This window comes from Frederiksenia canicola, from assembly GCF_011455495.1.
GTDB classification, from domain to species: domain Bacteria; phylum Pseudomonadota; class Gammaproteobacteria; order Enterobacterales; family Pasteurellaceae; genus Frederiksenia; species Frederiksenia canicola.
On the sequence record NZ_CP015029.1, the window covers coordinates 624,742 to 642,340 of the forward strand.

Consider the following 17,599-nt stretch of genomic DNA (forward strand, 5'->3'; position numbering starts at 1 on the left):
CGTTGAAACCCACAAGCGGTCAGATTCTTGAAATATTTTGCAATGTGCAACATTTTGATGGGAACTGACCGCTTGTATTTTAGATTTCTGTTAATTCCAACTGCGTCGTTTCGGCCAATCGCCATAGGGCTAGGCACGAAATCAGCGAGATGGCGGTGAGATAAAGACCGATGCCGATGAGGCCAAAATTGGCATTGATTTTGACCGAGAACACGGTAAACAGGCTGCCACCCACGATGCCTGCGATGGTGTACGACAATGCCGCACCTGAATAGCGAACTTGGGTTGGGAACAGCTCGGGCAACAGCACCGCCATGGGGCCGAAAGTCAGCCCTTGGATCACAAAGCCAATCGCCAAGAACCAGAACACGCTCGTCGGCGTACCATTGTGTAAAAATAGCGGTAGAGCCAAGCCAAATATCGCCATTGCGAGAGTGGACCACAACAACAAGTTTCGCCGCCCAACTTTGTGAGCGTACACGCCCGATAACGCAATGGAAATGCCGAAAATCACCGAGGTAATCAGCAAAAAGGTCGTGAAGGTGCTGGCGGGAATGCCTAAGCCAAGCGGATGCCCTGCGGCTGATAAGGCTGGGGCGTTTTTGGCGTAAAGTTGAGCGAAAGCGACTAAAATATAGAAGAGCACATAGCCTGAAGCGGCAATCAACATTCCCACCGTAAACGGCTTGAGATGATGCTTGAAAATAGTTTTAAGCGGCACGGCAACGGTTTTGCCTTGCTGTTCCGCTTGCATAAACACGTGGCTTTCATTCAATTTTGCCCGCAAGTACAAGCCAATCACCACCAGCACGATCGATGAAATAAATGGAATTCGCCATGCCCATTCCACTAACGCGTTCTGACCGAAAATCGCCCCCACTAAGAAAAATGCACCGTTTGCGAGTAACAAGCCAATCGGGGCCCCAAGTTGGGGGAAAATGCCGTACCATGCTCGTTTCTCTTTCGGCGAATTTTCCACGGCGACCAATGCCGCACCTGCCCATTCACCACCCAGTCCGATGCCTTGCCCAACACGACACAAGCACAAAAACAGTGTGGCCCAAATGCCGATGTCACGATAGGTCGGCAATAAGCCAATCGCAATGGTTGAAATCCCCATTAACAGTAACGATGCCACCAAGGTTTTCTTTCGTCCGATTTTATCGCCAAAATGCCCAAACAATATCGCCCCAATCGGCCGAGCAAAAAAGGTTAGTGCCAGTGTGGAAAGGGCATACAAGTCATTGGCAAGCGGGTCGTTGCTGTTAAAAAATTGCGAATTGAACACTAACACTGCTGCCATGGCATAGATGTAGTTGTCGAAATACTCAATCGCAGTGCCGACCATTGTCGCCACCGCGATATTGCGTGGAGTATTTTTCATCGTAACAACTCCTTCACTGTCGCAAAAATATCTTCCGCTCGAGCGATCGCCGAAATCACCGCCACACCGTCCGCCCCTTTGGCACGTAACATTGCCGCAGTGTCCACGCCAATACCGCCAATGGCAACGATCGGCTTGTCGATGTTGTTCTGGCGAATGGTGGTCACAAAGTCAGGTGTGACTACCGGTTTCGGATCTTCTTTGGAAAAGGTCGGGAAGATCGGACCGACGCCGAAATAGTCCACATGCGGATCGGCTTGTGCGACCAAACCTTGTGCTAAGGTATTGACCGAGGTGCCGACAACACATTTTCCGCCGGAACGCTGTTTTGCTTCCGCTGGGGACATATCGCTTTGCCCAACGTGAATGCCATCCGCCCCCACTTCGATCGCCAGTTTGACATTATCATCGATCACAAAAGGCACATTGTGCTGGCGGCAAAGGTCACGACAGCGGATCGCTAAGGCTTTACAAGCGGTTGGATCTTGTAAAGATTTTGCACCTTTCTCACGAAATTGATAGCAAGTGATCCCCGCCTGCAATGCCTGTTCCAATACTTTCAGCAAATTGTCGGCAGGATTACCGCTTAAATGTGCCACATCTTGCGACCCTGCAACAAAATAGAGCCGCATCGCCGCCCGCACATCAAATGTAGCTTGCATGGTATCTCCTTTATTTTTTCCATTGCGAATATGCCCAATGGTTTGTTGGGCCGTGTCCGTGACCGATGTTCAATGAATGGCTGATGGCGGCGGTAATGAAATCTTTTGCCGTTTGCACTGCACTTTTGACGCTTTCGCCCTTCGCCAATTCAGCGGCAATGCAGGCGGAGAAGGTGCAGCCTGTGCCGTGGGTGTGGCGAGTGTTGAAACGTGGGCTATCGAGTCGCAGCATATCATTTTGAGTAAACAACCAATCCCGACACACGTCGCTTTGCGAATTTTGGCTATGTCCACCTTTGATCAGCACGTTTTTCACGCCCATGTTGAGTAGCTTTTCTGCCGCCAAACAAGCGGTGCGATCATCGACAATTTTTACCTCGGTTAAGGCTTCTGCTTCAGGCAGATTGGGGGTAATCACTTCGGCGTTCGGCACTAATAGCGTGCGTAATGCTTCCACCGCATCGGGTTCGAGCAACGCGGCACCACCTTTGGCGTACATCACAGGGTCTAGCACCATTTTACCGAACTGGTATTTTTGCAAGCTGTTGGCGATACACTGGATAATTTCGCTGTTGCCAAGCATGCCAATTTTGAACGCATTCACGTGATAATCATCGGCAATGGCTTTCAACTGTCCTTCAATAATGTGCAGTGGCACAGGGTGAATATCGTAAACACCGAGACTGTTTTGCACGGTAATGGCGGTGATGGCGGTCATTCCAAACACATGTTGCATTTGGAAGGTCTTGAGATCCGCTTGACAGCCTGCACCGCCAGAGTTGTCTGAACCTGCGATAGTTAAGGCGATAGAAATGTTATTCATAGGAAATCCTTGCATATTGATTGAGGTGTTCAGGGGAAAGGCAGGCCAGTTGATCGAGCAAACCAACGAAAAATTGTCCGTTTTGAGTAGCACTCAGCGGTTCGGCGGCAATTTCGCCTGCAATCGCATAGGCAGAGCAGCCTTCGATCAGTGCCGCAAAGTAGTCTTGTGGCTCTGCAACCGCTAGAAATGCTCCGCAAATCGCACTCAGTAAGCAGCCTGATGCGGTGATTTTGGGAAACAATGGCGTACCGTTTTGCAGTTTGGCAAGGCGGGAGCCGTCGCTAATAAAATCGGTTTCTCCGCTGATAATCGCAATACAGCCATATTGACGAGCGACTTTATGGGCGATTTCGCCTAAATTCGCTTTGCCATTGCCTGCATCCACGCCTTTTGCTGCCCACTGCACATTAGCCAAATACGCCAATTCGCCAGCGTTGCCACGAATGGCCGTGAATTTCACTTGGTTGAGCAACGCCGAGACGGTCTGTTGGCGGAACGTGGTCGCCCCTACACCAACGGGATCAAGCACCACAGGAATGCCGATTTCATTAGCCGTTTTGCCCGCCAACACCATTGCATCGATCTCTTTACCGAGCAGTGTGCCGATATTGATCACAAGGGCTTGGCTGATTTTCGGTACTTCTACCATTTCTTCGAGGTTAGCAGACATTATCGGCGATGCCCCGATTGCGAGTAGCCCATTTGCCGAAAAGTTCGCTGCCACGATATTGGTGATGTTATGCACCAATGGATTGCGTTCGCGGAGTCTGGAAAGGAATTTGGATTGCATATAACAGCCTCGTAGGGGCGGACCTAAGTATCCGCCTATCTATAGATAATGTAGAACTATTTAATTTCCACCGCATAATCCGCCACGGGCAGCACCTTGTCGGTGAGTTGATGTTGTTGCAGGAATGCTGCCATTTTTTCGTAGCGGGCCGTATCCAACGCACGTGGGCGGTGGGTAAGACGTGGTAAAGTGTCTCGCCACGCCAAACGGTTGAGTTCGGTGTCGAGCTCTTTTGGCTTATAGCTCACATAGGCTTCCCACGCTTCTTCTGGGTGATTTAAGGTGTAAACGGTGGCTTGCTCCAAAGCGGTCAAAAATGCGGAGATTTTTGCTTTTGGCATGGTGTGTTTGTTCGCCACTAAAATCAGCTCGTCATACACGGGCACGCCGTGCTCTTCAGGGTAGAACGCCTTTCCTGGGTGTTTTTCGAGTTTGAGCTGGTTAAGCTCCACATTACGATAGCCGCCAATAATCGCATCCACTTTGCCGCTGATTAACGACGGAGAAAGTGACCAGTTTACGTTCACTTTTTCCACATCGTTTACCGAAAGCCCTGCATCTGCCAACATTGCCGAAAGTAGCACATCTTCAAAGCCGCTGACGGAATAGCCGACTTTTTTGCCTTTCAGATCCGCCAACGTTTTGATATGGCTACTTTCTAAGAAAGTCAGGGTATTTAACGGGGTGGAAATCAGTGTACCAACTCGCACCAACGGTAAGCCGTTCGGTACGGCAAGTTGCAATTGCGGCTGATAGTCCACCGCCAAATCCGCTTTGCCTGCCGCAACCAATTTGGGAGGCATTGACGGATCGGCAGGTTCTACTATTTCCACTTCTAGATCGTTATTGGCAAAAAAGCCTTTTTGTTGTGCGACAATCAACGCCGCGTGGTCAGGGTTCACAAACCAATCGAGTAACAAGGTGAGTTTCTCTTTGGCAGTGGCTGGGGTGCTGAAACAGAGCATGGCGGCACTCAAAAGTGCGGTCAGTGTTTTCATTTTTGGTCTCCTTTATTAACTTAAATCTAATCCCATTTGCCAAAATGCCACTTCCATTCGAGTGGCGGTGTTGAAAATCTGTTGAATTTTGGCAAGGCGTGCTTCATCAAGCCCTTGGCAGAGCAAATCTAAATTGTCGGCAAGAGCTTGGGTGGCGTGTTGAAATTCTGCGGAGGCGTACATCTCAATCCAAACTTGATACGGGTTCTCGGCAGGACTGCGACCGCGGGTCGCCAAATTCCGCCCAATTTCGGCATAGCCAATCGCACAGGGGGCAATCGCCGCATAGAGTTCAGGTAAACCGCCCACCATTCCGCAATCCAACACATAGCGGGTATAGGCAACACACGCCGCCGACTCAGGCGTAGCGAGCAAGGTTTTTTCATCAATACCCCATTCTTTGCAAAAGCCGATATGTAACTGAATTTCGTGCAACAAGGCGGCTACTGACTGATGTGCGATTTCCATTTGAGTGAAGTTATCCGCCTTGTAAATTGCCAAAGCAAAAGCTCGGTTGTAATGCAATAGATAGAGGTAATCCTGTTTTAAGTAATGTTGAAAATTCATTAAGGGCAAGGTGCCATTTTCAAGCTGTTGCACAAAGGGATGTTCAATGTAGTTTTCCCAGTATGGCTGGGCATTTTTAATCAGTGTTTGTGTGATGGACATGGTATCTCCTTAAGTTATATTCTGCCCCCGCTTGCGGGGGAAGTGGTTGAGCGTAGCGAAACCGAAGGGGGGAATTTGCAAAATTTTGCAAAAATCTGGCCGCTTGCTTACCCCCTACCCCGCCTTCGGCGGTACTTCCCCCGCAAGCGGGGGCAGAATTTGTTACCGAACATTCATCCAACTTTCCCCACCCACGGCACCGCTTTGCGTAGTCCATAATCCACGCTGAAGTAGAGTAGTAAGGCAATCACCAGCAAAATCAGCAAGGCAGAGAACATTAAATCCACTTGCATTCGGGCGTTGGCGTGTAGCATTAAGTATCCCAAGCCTTGCGATGAACCAACCCATTCGCCCACCACAGCCCCGATAGGGGCGACGGAAACCGCAATGCGTAGCCCAGATGCCAAAGACGGCAAGGCGGCAGGCAAGCGAACTCGAAATAGCATTGCAAGCGGTGAGATTTGCATCGTTTTTGCCAATTCCAACCACGGTTTTGGTGTGTTGCGTAGGCCGTCATAGCAGGCGGCGGTCACAGGGAAATAGATGATTAAAATCGTCATGGCAATTTTCGATGCTAGACCATAGCCGAACCACAGTACGAGCAGTGGAGCAATGGCGAAGACGGGAATCGCTTGGGAAATTACCAATAGCGGCAGCAATAAATTGGCAAGCCGTGGCGAGAGGGCAAGCAGCAGAGCGGAACTTAGCCCTAGGGCGAAACCGAGCGTTAGCCCTAAAAAAATTTCAAGCAGGGTGATTTGGGTGTGCGACCACAGCATTTCGGCGTGGGAGCCGAATTGGGCGAAAACGTTCGCGGGTGGTGGCAGTAAATAGTGTGGCAAGGCAAACAGGCTGACAACCGCTTGCCATAAGGCGAGTAGCATTAGGCTCAATAAGGCGGATTTGAACAACGCTCGCAAACTCATTCGTCCCCCTCAAGCAATGCGGATAACAATTTTTCTTGCAATTGCCATAACGCTTGATCGCCAAGCTCCCGTGGAGCCTTCCCTTGTGGAATAATGGGTTCAGAAAGGGTGGCGGGTTGAGATTGCAAAATAACGATCTGATCACCTAAGCGGATGGCTTCTTGCGGATCGTGCGTAATCAACAACACCGTTTTTTCTCGCAATAGTTCACAGGCGAGATCTTGCAACTGACGGCGGGTAACGGCATCGAGTGCAGAAAAAGGTTCGTCCATCAGCACAATATCTGCTTGTTGCATTAATACCCGAGCCAATGCCACACGTTGTCGTTGCCCGCCTGACAGTTGGTAGCAGGCTTTGTCAGCATGGGATTGCATTTTTACTGCAGAAAGTAACCGCTTGGCGTGGGCGGTGGTTTCGGTATTTTTCGTGCCCTTGAGATGATGGGCAAGTTGGACGTTATCCAGCACGGATAGCCAAGGAAACAGTGAGTCTTGCTGTGCCATATAGGCGATGTTGCCCTGTCGTACGATGTTGCCCGCCTGAATGGCATCGTCTTCTAAGCCAGCAATCGCACGTAGCAAGGTGGATTTACCAATCCCCGATTTGCCGAGCAGCACCGTCCATTGCCCCGCATTTAACTGAAAATCAAATTGCTGGAATAGTGGTTTTGCGTTAAAACACAGTGTCAGCTTTGCGATCTGCACACACATTTTTGCCCCCGAAAATGATCGGTTTAGTGCAGAAAATAGGGGCGAGATAACGAAAAAGGCGAAAAATTGAAAGGGAAATAGAGTTGCATAATTAGTTTCCTACGTCAGTATTAGCTGTATCAGGTTCACGGGTATCATCTCAGCTGCCAAGCAGCACCCCGACTAAATGGAGCAGAAGTTTATAGCATTGGATGAGAAAAACAATAGGAATGTGGGAGGTTTGTGACAAAAATGTGAACTAGTTCACATTTACAAGCGGTAACTTTACGCTGATTTTTTGCAAAATGTGGGGTGGAACTGACCGCTTGTTGTGTCACTCTGTGAAGAATGCCATCACTTTACATTGCTCAACATGATTTTGATTACAGCCTGAAAGGGACGTCATAATCGCTTTGATTTCAATAGGTTGTGCGATTTTTTGTTCAACTTGCAGTAAGTGCTGTGCGACGAATTGGTCTGCGTTTTGACAATAGGGTAAAAATAAAGCGGTGAGTGCCAATTGCAAAATATTTGCAGGATCTCACCGCTTGTATATGATTAAAGAATGTTCTCGAATTGTTCTAACATTGCTTTTGGCCACACGCTGGATTGCACTTCACCAATATGTTTTTTACGAAGTAAAAGCATCGCTAAACGTGATTGACCAATACCGCCACCGATAGAAAGCGGTAGGCGACCGGCTAATAAGTCTTTGTGCCAATCCATTTCTAAACGAGCTTCGTCGCCAGTGAGAGAAACTTGTAAGCGTAGTGCTTTTTCATCTACGCGAATCCCCATTGATGAAAGCTCAAATGCGGTACCGAGCTCGGCGTTCCATACTAAAATATCACCGTTTAAGCCTTTGTAGCCGTTTTCTGATTCCGTTGTCCAGTCGTCATAGTCAGGTGCTCGACCGTCGTGTGGTTTGCCGTCAGATAATTTGCCGCCAATACCGATTAAGAATACCGCACCATATTCCTTACAAATAGCATTCTCTCGCTCTTTGCCCGTCATATTTGGATAGCGTGTAACTAAGTCTTCACTGTGAACAAAGGTAATTTGTTTTGGCAAAATAGATGGAATATCAAAGCGGGCTTCTACCGCCAGTTCGGTTAAACGAATCGCACGATAAATTGAACGTACCGTTTCTTTTAAGTATTCAAAGTTGCGACGTCCTGCTGGAATCACTTTTTCCCAGTCCCATTGATCCACAAAGACAGAGTGCGTTGGATCGAGCGAGTCTTCATCTGGACGCAGGGCTTTCATATGCACGAATAAACCCTCGCCTTCTTTAAATTGGAAACGCGCCAGAGTATGACGTTTCCATTTTGCCAGAGAGTGAACCACTTCATAACGTGCATTTGGAATGCATTTGACATTCACTTGCACCGCTTTTTCGATACCAGAAAGGTTGTCTTGCATACCGTTACCCACTTCACTCAAAATTGGGCCTTGTACTTCAATAATATCTAACTGCTCGATTAAGTTTTGGGTAAAGGTGTTCTTAACAAAGCTAATTTCTTGTTGCTGTAAAATAAATGATTTTTTCATAATTTGCCTTCATTCATCTAATTTGTCATAAAATGATGAACACAATTTAACGTAAAATCGGAAAAATGCAATGTTACTTCAAAAAAACTCTTTGGGTGTTAGATTTTGTCTAATTTTATATGGTATATTTTTAGAAACATTCAAATGGTGGTAAAAAAGGAGCAAAAAATGCATAAAAATTATCAACCGACCTTTCAAATTGATCAGCTTGACCAACGAATTTTGCACGTTTTAACCGAAGACGCTCGTACCCCTTACGCAGAAATGGCAAAAAATTTTGGGGTGAGCCCGGGGACGATTCACGTTCGTGTTGAAAAAATGCGTCAAGCAGGGATTATTGAAGGCACTAAATTACGGATTAATGAACGTAAACTGGGTTATGATGTTTGCTGCTTTATCGGCATTATTTTAAAAAGTGCAAAAGACTACGAAAAAGTGATTGCTAAATTACGCGAGTTTGATGAAGTGGTCGAAGCCTATTACACCACGGGCAACTATTCGATTTTCTTAAAAGTGATGACCCACACTATTGAAGAGCTGCACCGTGTGCTGGCGACTAAAATTCAGTTGATTGAAGAAATCCAATCTACCGAAACGCTCATCTCAATGCAAAATCCGATTCTGCGAGACATTAAGCCTTAGGGAGAAGGGCAACAAGCGGTCAGATCTGTCACATTTTTTGCAAATCTACCTATGTAGTGTCACAACCTGAGAACGCAAACGTTTCCTTTTGATCTTGTTCACATTTTTCAACTCGGATTTGCAAAAGTTTTAGGGAAACTGACCGTTTGGTTGGTAGAATGATATCCAAGTTGCCTAGGGCTACCCCTAGGTTAGTTATCAATGAGCAATGATATTGCTCAACGGAATATCGCTCCAGCGGAGCGAATTTATCATTAACCTAGGGTACTCGTCCTAGGCATAATAAGGAGCACACTATGTCAGAAGTATTCCACTTGGGTTTAACCAAAGCGATGTTAAAAGGGGCAAAAGTGGCGATCGTTCCAGGCGATCCCGCTCGCAGTGAACGTATCGCAGCGAAAATGGAAAATCCAGAATTTTTAGTTTCAACCCGTGAATTTACCTCTTGGTTGGGCTATGTAAATGGTCAGCCAATTGTGGTTTGTTCAACAGGGATCGGCGGTCCGTCTGTGTCGATTTGTGTGGAAGAATTAGCCCAACTTGGCGTGCGTTCATTCCTACGTATCGGTACTACTGGAGCAATTCAGCCACATATTAATGTGGGCGATGTGCTTGTCACCACAGGGGCTGTGCGTTTAGACGGTGCAAGCCAACATTTCGCACCATTGGAATATCCAGCTGTGGCGAACTTTGAAGCGACCAACGCACTTTATGCCGCAGCATTAAATCAAGGTGTGACTCCATATGTGGGTATTACTGCATCATCTGACACTTTCTACCCTGGTCAAGAGCGTTACGACACTTACTCAGGCAAAGTGTGGAAACACTACCAAGGTTCACTCAAACAGTGGCAAGAACTGAATGTGATGAACTTTGAAATGGAATCTGCAACACTGTTCACCATGTGTTCTGCTCTCGGCTTGCGTGCGGGTATGGTTTCAGGGGTAATCGTAAACCGCACTCAACAAGAAATTCCAAATGAAGAAACCATCAAAGGCACCGAAAGCCGTGCGATTGATGTGGTGGTAGAAGCGGCTGGAAAATTGGCGTTAGATAACTAATTGATTTGCAAAAAATGGCAAGGAACTGACCGCTTGTTGTGATGCAAGCGGTTAGTTTCACTCAATATTTTGCAAATACAGCATGAAGTCAAAGGGTGTCATTGCGGCACCCTTTGTTCTTTTATACAATCACGCGGTCTTTTTCTTCGTATTTTTTTACCAATGAGCCAACAACTTTTAGACGGTGTTCCGCTGACGGCGTTATCGGGCGTGGGGGCGGCGATTTCGGAAAAGCTGAGCAGGATCGGCATCAATAATGTGCAAGATCTGCTGTTTCATTTGCCGATGCGATATGAAGATCGCACTCGGATCACGCCGATTATCGATCTTCGTCCAGAAAGTTACGCCACCATCGAAGGCATTGTGCAGCTAACCGAAGTGCAGTTCGGCAAACGTCCGATTTTAAGTACCACCCTTTCCGATGGCACCAGCAAAATCACCCTGAAATTTTTCAATTTCAATGCGGGAATGAAAAATAGCTTGGCAGCGGGTGTGCGAGTCAAGGCGTTTGGTGAGGTCAAACGGGGGCATTATATGGCGGAAATTCATCACCCTGAATATCAAATTATTCGGGGAAATGAACCGCTTGTGTTGGCGGAAACCCTTACGCCGATTTACTCCACCACCGAAGGATTGAAGCAAGCTTCACTCCGTAAATTGACTGAACAAGCCTTGGCGTTGTTAGCTAAAGTACAAGTCGCTGAACTGCTGCCTGATGAATTTAATCCACATAAATACAGCTTGAAGCAGGCACTGCAGTTGCTGCATCGCCCTGATCCGAGTATTTCGCCCGAACAGTTGGAAAAAGGCGAGCATCCAGCACAAAAGCGTCTGATTTTTGAAGAATTATTGGCACATAATTTGGCGATGCAACAGGTGCGATTAGGCATTCAGCAACACTTTGCCGAGCCACTATGCTATCAAACCGATCTCAAACAGCAATTTTTAGCTAGCCTACCGTTTCAGCCAACTAAGGCACAACAGCGGGTGACGTTGGATATTGAAAACGATCTCATCAAACCACATCCGATGATGCGGCTGGTGCAAGGCGATGTCGGCTCGGGCAAAACCTTAGTGGCGGCGTTGGCGGCGTTATTGGCGATTGATAACGGCAAGCAAGTGGCGTTAATGGCACCAACCGAAATTCTCGCCGAGCAGCACGCTAACAATTTTGCCAATTGGCTCAAACCGTTTGGTATCGAAGTTGGTTGGTTGGCGGGCAAAGTGAAAGGAAAAGCCCGAAAGGCACAGTTGGAGGCGATTAAAAACGGCGAAGTACAGATGATTATCGGCACCCACGCACTATTTCAGGATCAAGTTGAATTTGCCGATTTAGCCCTAGTGATTATTGACGAGCAGCACCGGTTCGGTGTTCATCAGCGGCTCACCTTGCGAGAAAAAGGGGCGAAGGGTGATATCTATCCGCACCAGCTAATTATGACCGCAACACCGATTCCACGCACCTTAGCGATGACCGTTTACGCTGATTTAGATACTTCAATTATTGACGAACTTCCCCCTGGGCGAACGCCAATTACTACCGTGGCGGTGTCAGAAGATCGGCGTAATGAAATTGTTCAACGAGTTTATCAGGCGTGTAAAAATGAAAAACGTCAAGCTTATTGGGTTTGCACCTTGATTGACGAAAGTGAAGTGCTGGAAGCTCAAGCGGCGGCGGCAATGGCGGAAGATTTACAGCGAGCTTTGCCTGATCTTCGAATTGGCTTAGTGCATGGGAGAATGAAGCCGCAAGAAAAACAAGCGATTATGGCGGAATTTAAAACGGGTAATCTTGATTTATTAGTGGCGACCACGGTAATCGAGGTTGGCGTGGATGTGCCAAATGCGAGTTTGATGATCATTGAAAATTCCGAACGGCTTGGTTTGGCACAGCTGCATCAGTTGCGTGGACGGGTTGGGCGTGGATCCACGGCATCTCATTGCGTACTGATGTACAAGCCTCCCCTTGGTAAAATTTCGCAAAAACGTTTGGCAGTACTACGAGACAGTCAAGATGGTTTTGTGATCGCCGAAAAAGATTTAGAAATTCGTGGGCCGGGTGAAGTGCTTGGCACCAAACAAACGGGAATTGCGGAGTTCAAAATTGCCAACTTAATGCGAGATCGAAAAATGATCCCGCTCGTTCAGAATTACGCCAAACAGCTTATCGCCAAATATCCCGACATTGCCGATAAGTTGATTAAACGTTGGCTCAATGAAAAAACGGTGTATAGTCAGGCTTAGTGATTGTAGGAGAAAAAATGGATCACACTCTACGCCAAATATTGCTTGAAATTGAAGGTTATCTCGAAAACGAAATGCATGTGGAAATTCCAACTAAGCAGTTCAAAAGCGATATTTTGGTGGATTATTACTACTACCCGCAGGATTTCATGAATTTCACCGAAGAAGAACAAGAAGAAGTGAATGACTGCTTAAAACAAGCGGGCTATGTTGAATGCCACGATGCACTTGCTGATTTTATGCAAAAAGCGAATATTGCTTTATTAGATAAAGACCAGTTTACTGACGATAATAACTACACATTTATGGTGATTGAATGCACAATTGCCCCATTTCTGAAAGAACACCAGCAATTTTTAAGGCAAGAAACAATGGTCTTTATTTGTGCTCCTTATATTGATGGTGATGAGCAGCAACAGTTTAAAGTTTTTCTAACGACACCAACCACAGGTAATTTATTTCTCCAGTTAAAGCGTTCTCGGCAAATTTCAGCTGAAGAACAAGGGGATATCGAGAAGAGATATTGGGAATTATTTGAGCAATCCGTAATCGAAGTACATCAAAGTCTCTATCTAGACCCTGTTGATCTGGTTGCCAATGATGAGCATCGCCTTGAGGAATTTATTACGTTGGCGGGGATTGATGATCGAGAAAGTTTTAAAACGCAATATTATTTAATTCAACACGATCCTGAACAGTTTATCCGTCAATTAAAAGAAGAGGGATTTTACGGTGAGCCCAGTCGCTCATTCTTATATTACCGTTTTCTCCTTGAAGACTACAGCTATTTTGCGTATTGGGAGTTGGATTATGAGGCGATTGCAGATTATATTGCTGCGCTCATTGGGCAAAATTTCTCATTAGATGAGGAACAATCTCGACAACTGAGTGACATTGCCGAAAAGCTACAACAAGAATCTGATTTCACGTTATTAAGTATTGATACTGAGTTTTTTGATGGTGAGGGGTTATTTGTTTGTCGCAAAGAGAATGTAGAGGCAATCCTGAGATTAGCCAAGCAGCTTGGTTTTCCAATCAATGCATTATAAGGTGATGAGCAAGAAATGCGTAACGAATCACAGTTATTATTATACCGAAATATATTAGCAAAGCCCGAGCAACCTGAAGCAAGCGGTCAGTTGCCCCCCAATATTTGCAAATGGTTACAACATACGGATTCATTGACCCAGAAATTGCAACAAATATGCCAGAAATTGACCGTTGAGATTACCCTGCAAGGTTGGCAAGCGGTTAGTTCTGAGTGGAAAGAGTTAGAATGGCGAGTTGATTCAACCGCTTGGATACGTGAAGTCATCTTAAAAGGGGATGATGATCCCTGGATTTTTGCTCAAACACGCTTGCCAAAACATACAGTTGATAAAGTAGCTCAAGCCGTATTGACGTTGGGTGAGCAGCCAATTGGTTTGTGGCTCTTTCAGCAACAGCCAAGGCGTTTAGCTTTGTCATGGTGGCAAGATCCACAGACAGGTTTGTATGCAAGACGTTCCTTACTCACAATAGATGACTACCCACTTGAAATTAAAGAACTTTTTCTAAAGCCATTTAAATTTCCTTCAGTCGAATAGGAGAATACCTTGATCTTTTATCTACTTATTGCCTTGCTTGCTGGAGCAGCGGTTGCAAGTCAAGCCGCTATTAACAGCCAGTTAGCCCAAGGGCTGGCAGGCCAACCTCTTGTCGCAGCGATGATTTCATTCGCCATTGGTACGATAGTGTTACTGCTGCTTTGTTTGTGGCGAGCGGATTTATCGACGGCCTGGCAAAATCTACCGACTCAAACGTGGTGGAAGTGGTTAGGCGGTGTATTAGGAGCAACGCTCGTTTTTACAAGTATTTTATTGGCACCCAAAATGGGCATTACACAGATGCTGTTTTTTATTATCATCGGGCAGCTAATTATGGCGACCTTGATTGATTATTTGGGCTTATTTGGTATGCAAGTTCGTCCAATTCATCTCTGGCAAGGCGTTGGATTGTTTGTCATTGCTATTGGGCTGATTCTTTTTTTCTTTGGGAAACGATTATTTGGCAATGCTTGAATCACTCGTTATTACGGAGTAGCATTTAACCAACCTTCTGTTTTTTATCCATTTTATGCAACCAACAATTTTACTCTATGACTCAGGCATGGGAGGGTTGACGATTTACAATGCGATTCGTCAAAGTTTGCCGAATGCCCATTATTTATATTGCTTCGATAATGCCTATTTCCCATATTCTGAAAAAACGGAACAAGTATTGATTGAGCGAGCGACCAAAATTGTGCAAAAAATTGCGGAAATCTACCCGCTTGATATGGTCGTGGTTGCTTGCAATACGGCGAGTACCGTGGTTTTACCGGCATTGAGAGCAAGTTTTCCCTTTCATATTGTTGGCACGGTGCCTGCGATTAAACCTGCGGCGGAAATTTCACAAACCAAAACCATCGGCTTACTTGCCACCAAAGGCACGGTAAACCGCCCCTATGTTGATGATCTCATCCAACGTTACGCCAGCGACTGTATTGTTGAAAAAATTGGTACAACAGATCTAGTTGAAATTGTCGAAGAAAAACAACAAACAGGCAAAGTGGATATGCAACGGCTACAAAAAGTTGTTGCCGACTGGCAAACCCATCCAATGATCGATACCGTCATTCTCGGCTGCACTCATTTCCCGTTAGTCAAAGACGAATTGCAGCAACTGCTACCGAATGTAAAATACTTTATTGATCCAGGCAATGGCATTGCGAAACGGGTTAAAACCTTATTGGAAAACACAGAACTTATTGAAAAACCAGACAGGTTACATAATCAAGCCTATTGCACTGCAACGATGAACGGTTTTAACCAACGAGAAAAAATGATGCAAGCTTGGGGATTTGAACATTTGACTATTTTGGATTTGCAAAAGATTGCGATAAAGTGACCGCTTGCTGATGAGAATGTGTTCATTTTGCGTTGTTTTTCATCGAAAGCCTATTTTTTTTAATTTTTTTAAATTTTTTACTTGCATTGGTTTCGGATTTCTCTATAATGCGCACCACACAACGACGCACTGTTGTGAACGGATTAGGTTATTACGGTGCGTCGTTGTTTTTTGCTCTTTAATAATGAATCAGACAATCTGTGTGGGCACTTGTTGATGTGATTTTGAAGTGAAATATTATTTAATTTTGAAGTCTTAATAAGTGCTTAACTTGAAATTCATAATGAATATTATTGATTTTTTTATAGTCAGTATTTATTGAGCGATTAAACTTTTTGAATTGAAGAGTTTGATCATGGCTCAGATTGAACGCTGGCGGCAGGCTTAACACATGCAAGTCGAACGGTAGCAGGAGAAAGCTTGCTTTCTTGCTGACGAGTGGCGGACGGGTGAGTAATGCTTGGGAATCTGGCTTATGGAGGGGGATAACTACGGGAAACTGTAGCTAATACCGCGTAATATCGAGAGATTAAAGACTGGGACCTACGGGCCAGTTGCCATAAGATGAGCCCAAGTGGGATTAGGTAGTTGGTGGGGTAAAGGCCTACCAAGCCCGCGATCTCTAGCTGGTCTGAGAGGATGACCAGCCACACTGGAACTGAGACACGGTCCAGACTCCTACGGGAGGCAGCAGTGGGGAATATTGCACAATGGGGGGAACCCTGATGCAGCCATGCCGCGTGAATGAAGAAGGCCTTCGGGTTGTAAAGTTCTTTCGGTGGTGAGGAAGGTATCAACTTTAATAGAGTTGGTAATTGACGTTATCCACAGAAGAAGCACCGGCTAACTCCGTGCCAGCAGCCGCGGTAATACGGAGGGTGCGAGCGTTAATCGGAATGACTGGGCGTAAAGGGCACGCAGGCGGATTGTTAAGTGAGATGTGAAAGCCCCGGGCTTAACCTGGGAATTGCATTTCAGACTGGCAATCTAGAGTATTTTAGGGAGGGGTAGAATTCCACGTGTAGCGGTGAAATGCGTAGAGATGTGGAGGAATACCGAAGGCGAAGGCAGCCCCTTGGGAATATACTGACGCTCATGTGCGAAAGCGTGGGGAGCAAACAGGATTAGATACCCTGGTAGTCCACGCTGTAAACGATGTCGATTTGGGGATTGGGGTTTAACTCTGGTGCCCGAAGCTAACGTGATAAATCGACCGCCTGGGGAGTACGGCCGCAAGGTTAAAACTCAAATGAATTGACGGGGGCCCGCACAAGCGGTGGAGCATGTGGTTTAATTCGATGCAACGCGAAGAACCTTACCTACTCTTGACATCCATGGAAGTTCGCAGAGATGTGAATGTGCCTTCGGGAACCATGAGACAGGTGCTGCATGGCTGTCGTCAGCTCGTGTTGTGAAATGTTGGGTTAAGTCCCGCAACGAGCGCAACCCTTATCCTTTGTTGCCAGCGATTAGGTCGGGAACTCAAAGGAGACTGCCAGTGATAAACTGGAGGAAGGTGGGGATGACGTCAAGTCATCATGGCCCTTACGAGTAGGGCTACACACGTGCTACAATGGTGCATACAGAGGGAAGCAAAATGGCGACATGGAGCAAATCTCACAAAGTGCATCTAAGTCCGGATTGGAGTCTGCAACTCGACTCCATGAAGTCGGAATCGCTAGTAATCGCAAATCAGAATGTTGCGGTGAATACGTTCCCGGGCCTTGTACACACCGCCCGTCACACCATGGGAGTGGGTTGTACCAGAAGTAGATAGCTTAACCGCAAGGGGGGCGTTTACCACGGTATGATTCATGACTGGGGTGAAGTCGTAACAAGGTAACCGTAGGGGAACCTGCGGTTGGATCACCTCCTTACCGAAGTAGAAATGACACAATAAGCGCTCACACAGATTGTTTGATAGAAAGTTGAAACATAGGCAAGACAAGCGGCCAGTTCCGCGAAATGTTTTGCAAATGGCAGGAAAGCATCTTTAAATGCTGTCCCCATCGTCTAGAGGCCTAGGACATCGCCCTTTCACGGCGGTAACCGGGGTTCGAATCCCCGTGGGGACGCCATTTAAAGATGTTTTTTGTCGGAAGACAAAGTGAATGTCTAATGTTCTTTAAAAAATAGGAAACAAGCTGAAAAACTGAGAGATTTTCGAAAGAAAGTCTGAGTAGTAAAAATCTTGTGTGAACAAAAGCACACAAGTAGTAGTTTTTGATT

The 17,599-nt window shown here is 46.3% G+C and carries 17 protein-coding genes, 1 tRNA gene, 1 rRNA gene and 1 riboswitch; of the genes, 9 read left to right on the forward strand and 10 right to left on the reverse strand.

Annotated elements, in window-relative coordinates:
• Window positions 1–79: 79 nt before the first annotated feature.
• From A4G17_RS03115 to asnA, 10 genes are all read right to left on the reverse strand, one after another.
• Window positions 80–1,384, reverse strand: a complete 1,305-nt coding sequence (locus A4G17_RS03115; protein ID WP_123957293.1) for an MFS transporter — start codon at window positions 1,382–1,384, stop codon at window positions 80–82.
• Window positions 1,381–2,046 carry a thiamine phosphate synthase gene (thiE, locus tag A4G17_RS03120; protein WP_123957292.1) on the reverse strand — a complete coding sequence of 222 codons (666 nt, stop codon included), beginning with the start codon at window positions 2,044–2,046 and terminating at the stop codon, window positions 1,381–1,383. The genes A4G17_RS03115 and thiE overlap by 4 nt, the downstream gene beginning before the upstream one ends.
• A 10-nt stretch (window positions 2,047–2,056) precedes the next feature.
• Entirely contained in the window at window positions 2,057–2,869 is an 813-nt protein-coding gene (thiD, locus tag A4G17_RS03125; RefSeq protein ID WP_123957291.1) for a bifunctional hydroxymethylpyrimidine kinase/phosphomethylpyrimidine kinase, read from the reverse strand.
• Window positions 2,862–3,662 (reverse strand): hydroxyethylthiazole kinase, encoded by an 801-nt coding sequence (thiM, locus tag A4G17_RS03130; protein WP_123957290.1) that lies wholly within the window; start codon window positions 3,660–3,662, stop codon window positions 2,862–2,864. Before thiM ends, thiD begins: the two co-directional genes overlap by 8 nt.
• 56 nt (window positions 3,663–3,718) lie before the next feature.
• Window positions 3,719–4,660 (reverse strand): ABC transporter substrate-binding protein, encoded by a 942-nt coding sequence (locus A4G17_RS03135; RefSeq protein ID WP_123957289.1) that lies wholly within the window; start codon window positions 4,658–4,660, stop codon window positions 3,719–3,721.
• 15 nt (window positions 4,661–4,675) lie between these two features.
• Window positions 4,676–5,329, reverse strand: coding sequence for a thiaminase II (tenA, locus tag A4G17_RS03140; RefSeq protein WP_123957288.1), 654 nt, complete (start codon window positions 5,327–5,329; stop codon window positions 4,676–4,678).
• A 173-nt stretch (window positions 5,330–5,502) separates the two neighbouring features.
• A complete protein-coding gene (locus A4G17_RS03145) occupies window positions 5,503–6,255 on the reverse strand; it encodes an ABC transporter permease (RefSeq protein WP_123957287.1) in 753 nt (250 codons plus the stop codon).
• The gene (locus tag A4G17_RS03150; RefSeq protein WP_123957286.1) at window positions 6,252–6,965 is read right to left on the reverse strand and encodes an ABC transporter ATP-binding protein; all 714 of its coding nucleotides are present in this window, start codon (window positions 6,963–6,965) and stop codon (window positions 6,252–6,254) included. The genes A4G17_RS03145 and A4G17_RS03150 overlap by 4 nt, the downstream gene beginning before the upstream one ends.
• A gap of 79 nt (window positions 6,966–7,044) precedes the next feature.
• A riboswitch (TPP riboswitch) is annotated at window positions 7,045–7,136 on the reverse strand.
• A 142-nt stretch (window positions 7,137–7,278) separates the two neighbouring features.
• Window positions 7,279–7,464 carry a MerR family transcriptional regulator gene (locus A4G17_RS03155; RefSeq protein ID WP_165894256.1) on the reverse strand — a complete coding sequence of 62 codons (186 nt, stop codon included), beginning with the start codon at window positions 7,462–7,464 and terminating at the stop codon, window positions 7,279–7,281.
• 38 nt (window positions 7,465–7,502) lie between these two features.
• Window positions 7,503–8,495, reverse strand: a complete 993-nt coding sequence (asnA, locus tag A4G17_RS03160; protein ID WP_123957284.1) for an aspartate--ammonia ligase — start codon at window positions 8,493–8,495, stop codon at window positions 7,503–7,505.
• Between the two features lie 168 nt (window positions 8,496–8,663).
• Between asnA and asnC the strand changes: the two genes are divergently transcribed.
• The 9 genes from asnC (at window position 8,664) to A4G17_RS03205 (ending at window position 17,448) form a co-directional block, all read left to right on the forward strand.
• Window positions 8,664–9,137 (forward strand): transcriptional regulator AsnC, encoded by a 474-nt coding sequence (gene asnC / locus A4G17_RS03165; RefSeq protein ID WP_123957283.1) that lies wholly within the window; start codon window positions 8,664–8,666, stop codon window positions 9,135–9,137.
• A gap of 296 nt (window positions 9,138–9,433) precedes the next feature.
• Window positions 9,434–10,198, forward strand: coding sequence for a uridine phosphorylase (udp, locus tag A4G17_RS03170; RefSeq protein WP_123957282.1), 765 nt, complete (start codon window positions 9,434–9,436; stop codon window positions 10,196–10,198).
• A gap of 162 nt (window positions 10,199–10,360) precedes the next feature.
• Complete coding sequence (recG, locus tag A4G17_RS03175; RefSeq protein ID WP_123957281.1) at window positions 10,361–12,442, forward strand: ATP-dependent DNA helicase RecG; 2,082 nt, start codon at window positions 10,361–10,363, stop codon at window positions 12,440–12,442.
• A 17-nt stretch (window positions 12,443–12,459) separates the two neighbouring features.
• Entirely contained in the window at window positions 12,460–13,491 is a 1,032-nt protein-coding gene (locus tag A4G17_RS03180) for a DUF6630 family protein (protein WP_123957280.1), read from the forward strand.
• 15 nt (window positions 13,492–13,506) lie between these two features.
• Window positions 13,507–14,028 (forward strand): chorismate--pyruvate lyase family protein, encoded by a 522-nt coding sequence (locus A4G17_RS03185; protein WP_123957279.1) that lies wholly within the window; start codon window positions 13,507–13,509, stop codon window positions 14,026–14,028.
• A gap of 9 nt (window positions 14,029–14,037) precedes the next feature.
• Window positions 14,038–14,502: a DMT family transporter gene (locus A4G17_RS03190; RefSeq protein WP_236941030.1), complete on the forward strand. Its 465-nt coding sequence runs from the start codon at window positions 14,038–14,040 to the stop codon at window positions 14,500–14,502.
• Window positions 14,503–14,557: 55 nt separating this feature from the next.
• Complete coding sequence (gene murI / locus A4G17_RS03195) at window positions 14,558–15,370, forward strand: glutamate racemase (protein WP_123957278.1); 813 nt, start codon at window positions 14,558–14,560, stop codon at window positions 15,368–15,370.
• A 337-nt stretch (window positions 15,371–15,707) separates the two neighbouring features.
• Window positions 15,708–17,247, forward strand: a 16S ribosomal RNA gene (locus A4G17_RS03200).
• Window positions 17,248–17,372: 125 nt separating this feature from the next.
• Window positions 17,373–17,448 (forward strand) — tRNA-Glu (locus tag A4G17_RS03205).
• Window positions 17,449–17,599 lie beyond the last annotated feature (151 nt).

Coding starts and splice junctions, on each gene's coding strand:
- A4G17_RS03115 (WP_123957293.1), bottom strand. CDS start 1,384: ATGAAAAATACTCCACGCAATATCGCGGTGGCGACAATGGTCGGCACT.
- thiE (WP_123957292.1), bottom strand. CDS start 2,046: ATGCAAGCTACATTTGATGTGCGGGCGGCGATGCGGCTCTATTTTGTT.
- thiD (WP_123957291.1), bottom strand. CDS start 2,869: ATGAATAACATTTCTATCGCCTTAACTATCGCAGGTTCAGACAACTCT.
- thiM (WP_123957290.1), bottom strand. CDS start 3,662: ATGCAATCCAAATTCCTTTCCAGACTCCGCGAACGCAATCCATTGGTG.
- A4G17_RS03135 (WP_123957289.1), bottom strand. CDS start 4,660: ATGAAAACACTGACCGCACTTTTGAGTGCCGCCATGCTCTGTTTCAGC.
- tenA (WP_123957288.1), bottom strand. CDS start 5,329: ATGTCCATCACACAAACACTGATTAAAAATGCCCAGCCATACTGGGAA.
- A4G17_RS03145 (WP_123957287.1), bottom strand. CDS start 6,255: ATGAGTTTGCGAGCGTTGTTCAAATCCGCCTTATTGAGCCTAATGCTA.
- A4G17_RS03150 (WP_123957286.1), bottom strand. CDS start 6,965: ATGTGTGTGCAGATCGCAAAGCTGACACTGTGTTTTAACGCAAAACCA.
- asnA (WP_123957284.1), bottom strand. CDS start 8,495: ATGAAAAAATCATTTATTTTACAGCAACAAGAAATTAGCTTTGTTAAG.
- asnC (WP_123957283.1), top strand. CDS start 8,664: ATGCATAAAAATTATCAACCGACCTTTCAAATTGATCAGCTTGACCAA.
- udp (WP_123957282.1), top strand. CDS start 9,434: ATGTCAGAAGTATTCCACTTGGGTTTAACCAAAGCGATGTTAAAAGGG.
- recG (WP_123957281.1), top strand. CDS start 10,361: ATGAGCCAACAACTTTTAGACGGTGTTCCGCTGACGGCGTTATCGGGC.
- A4G17_RS03180 (WP_123957280.1), top strand. CDS start 12,460: ATGGATCACACTCTACGCCAAATATTGCTTGAAATTGAAGGTTATCTC.
- A4G17_RS03185 (WP_123957279.1), top strand. CDS start 13,507: ATGCGTAACGAATCACAGTTATTATTATACCGAAATATATTAGCAAAG.
- murI (WP_123957278.1), top strand. CDS start 14,558: ATGCAACCAACAATTTTACTCTATGACTCAGGCATGGGAGGGTTGACG.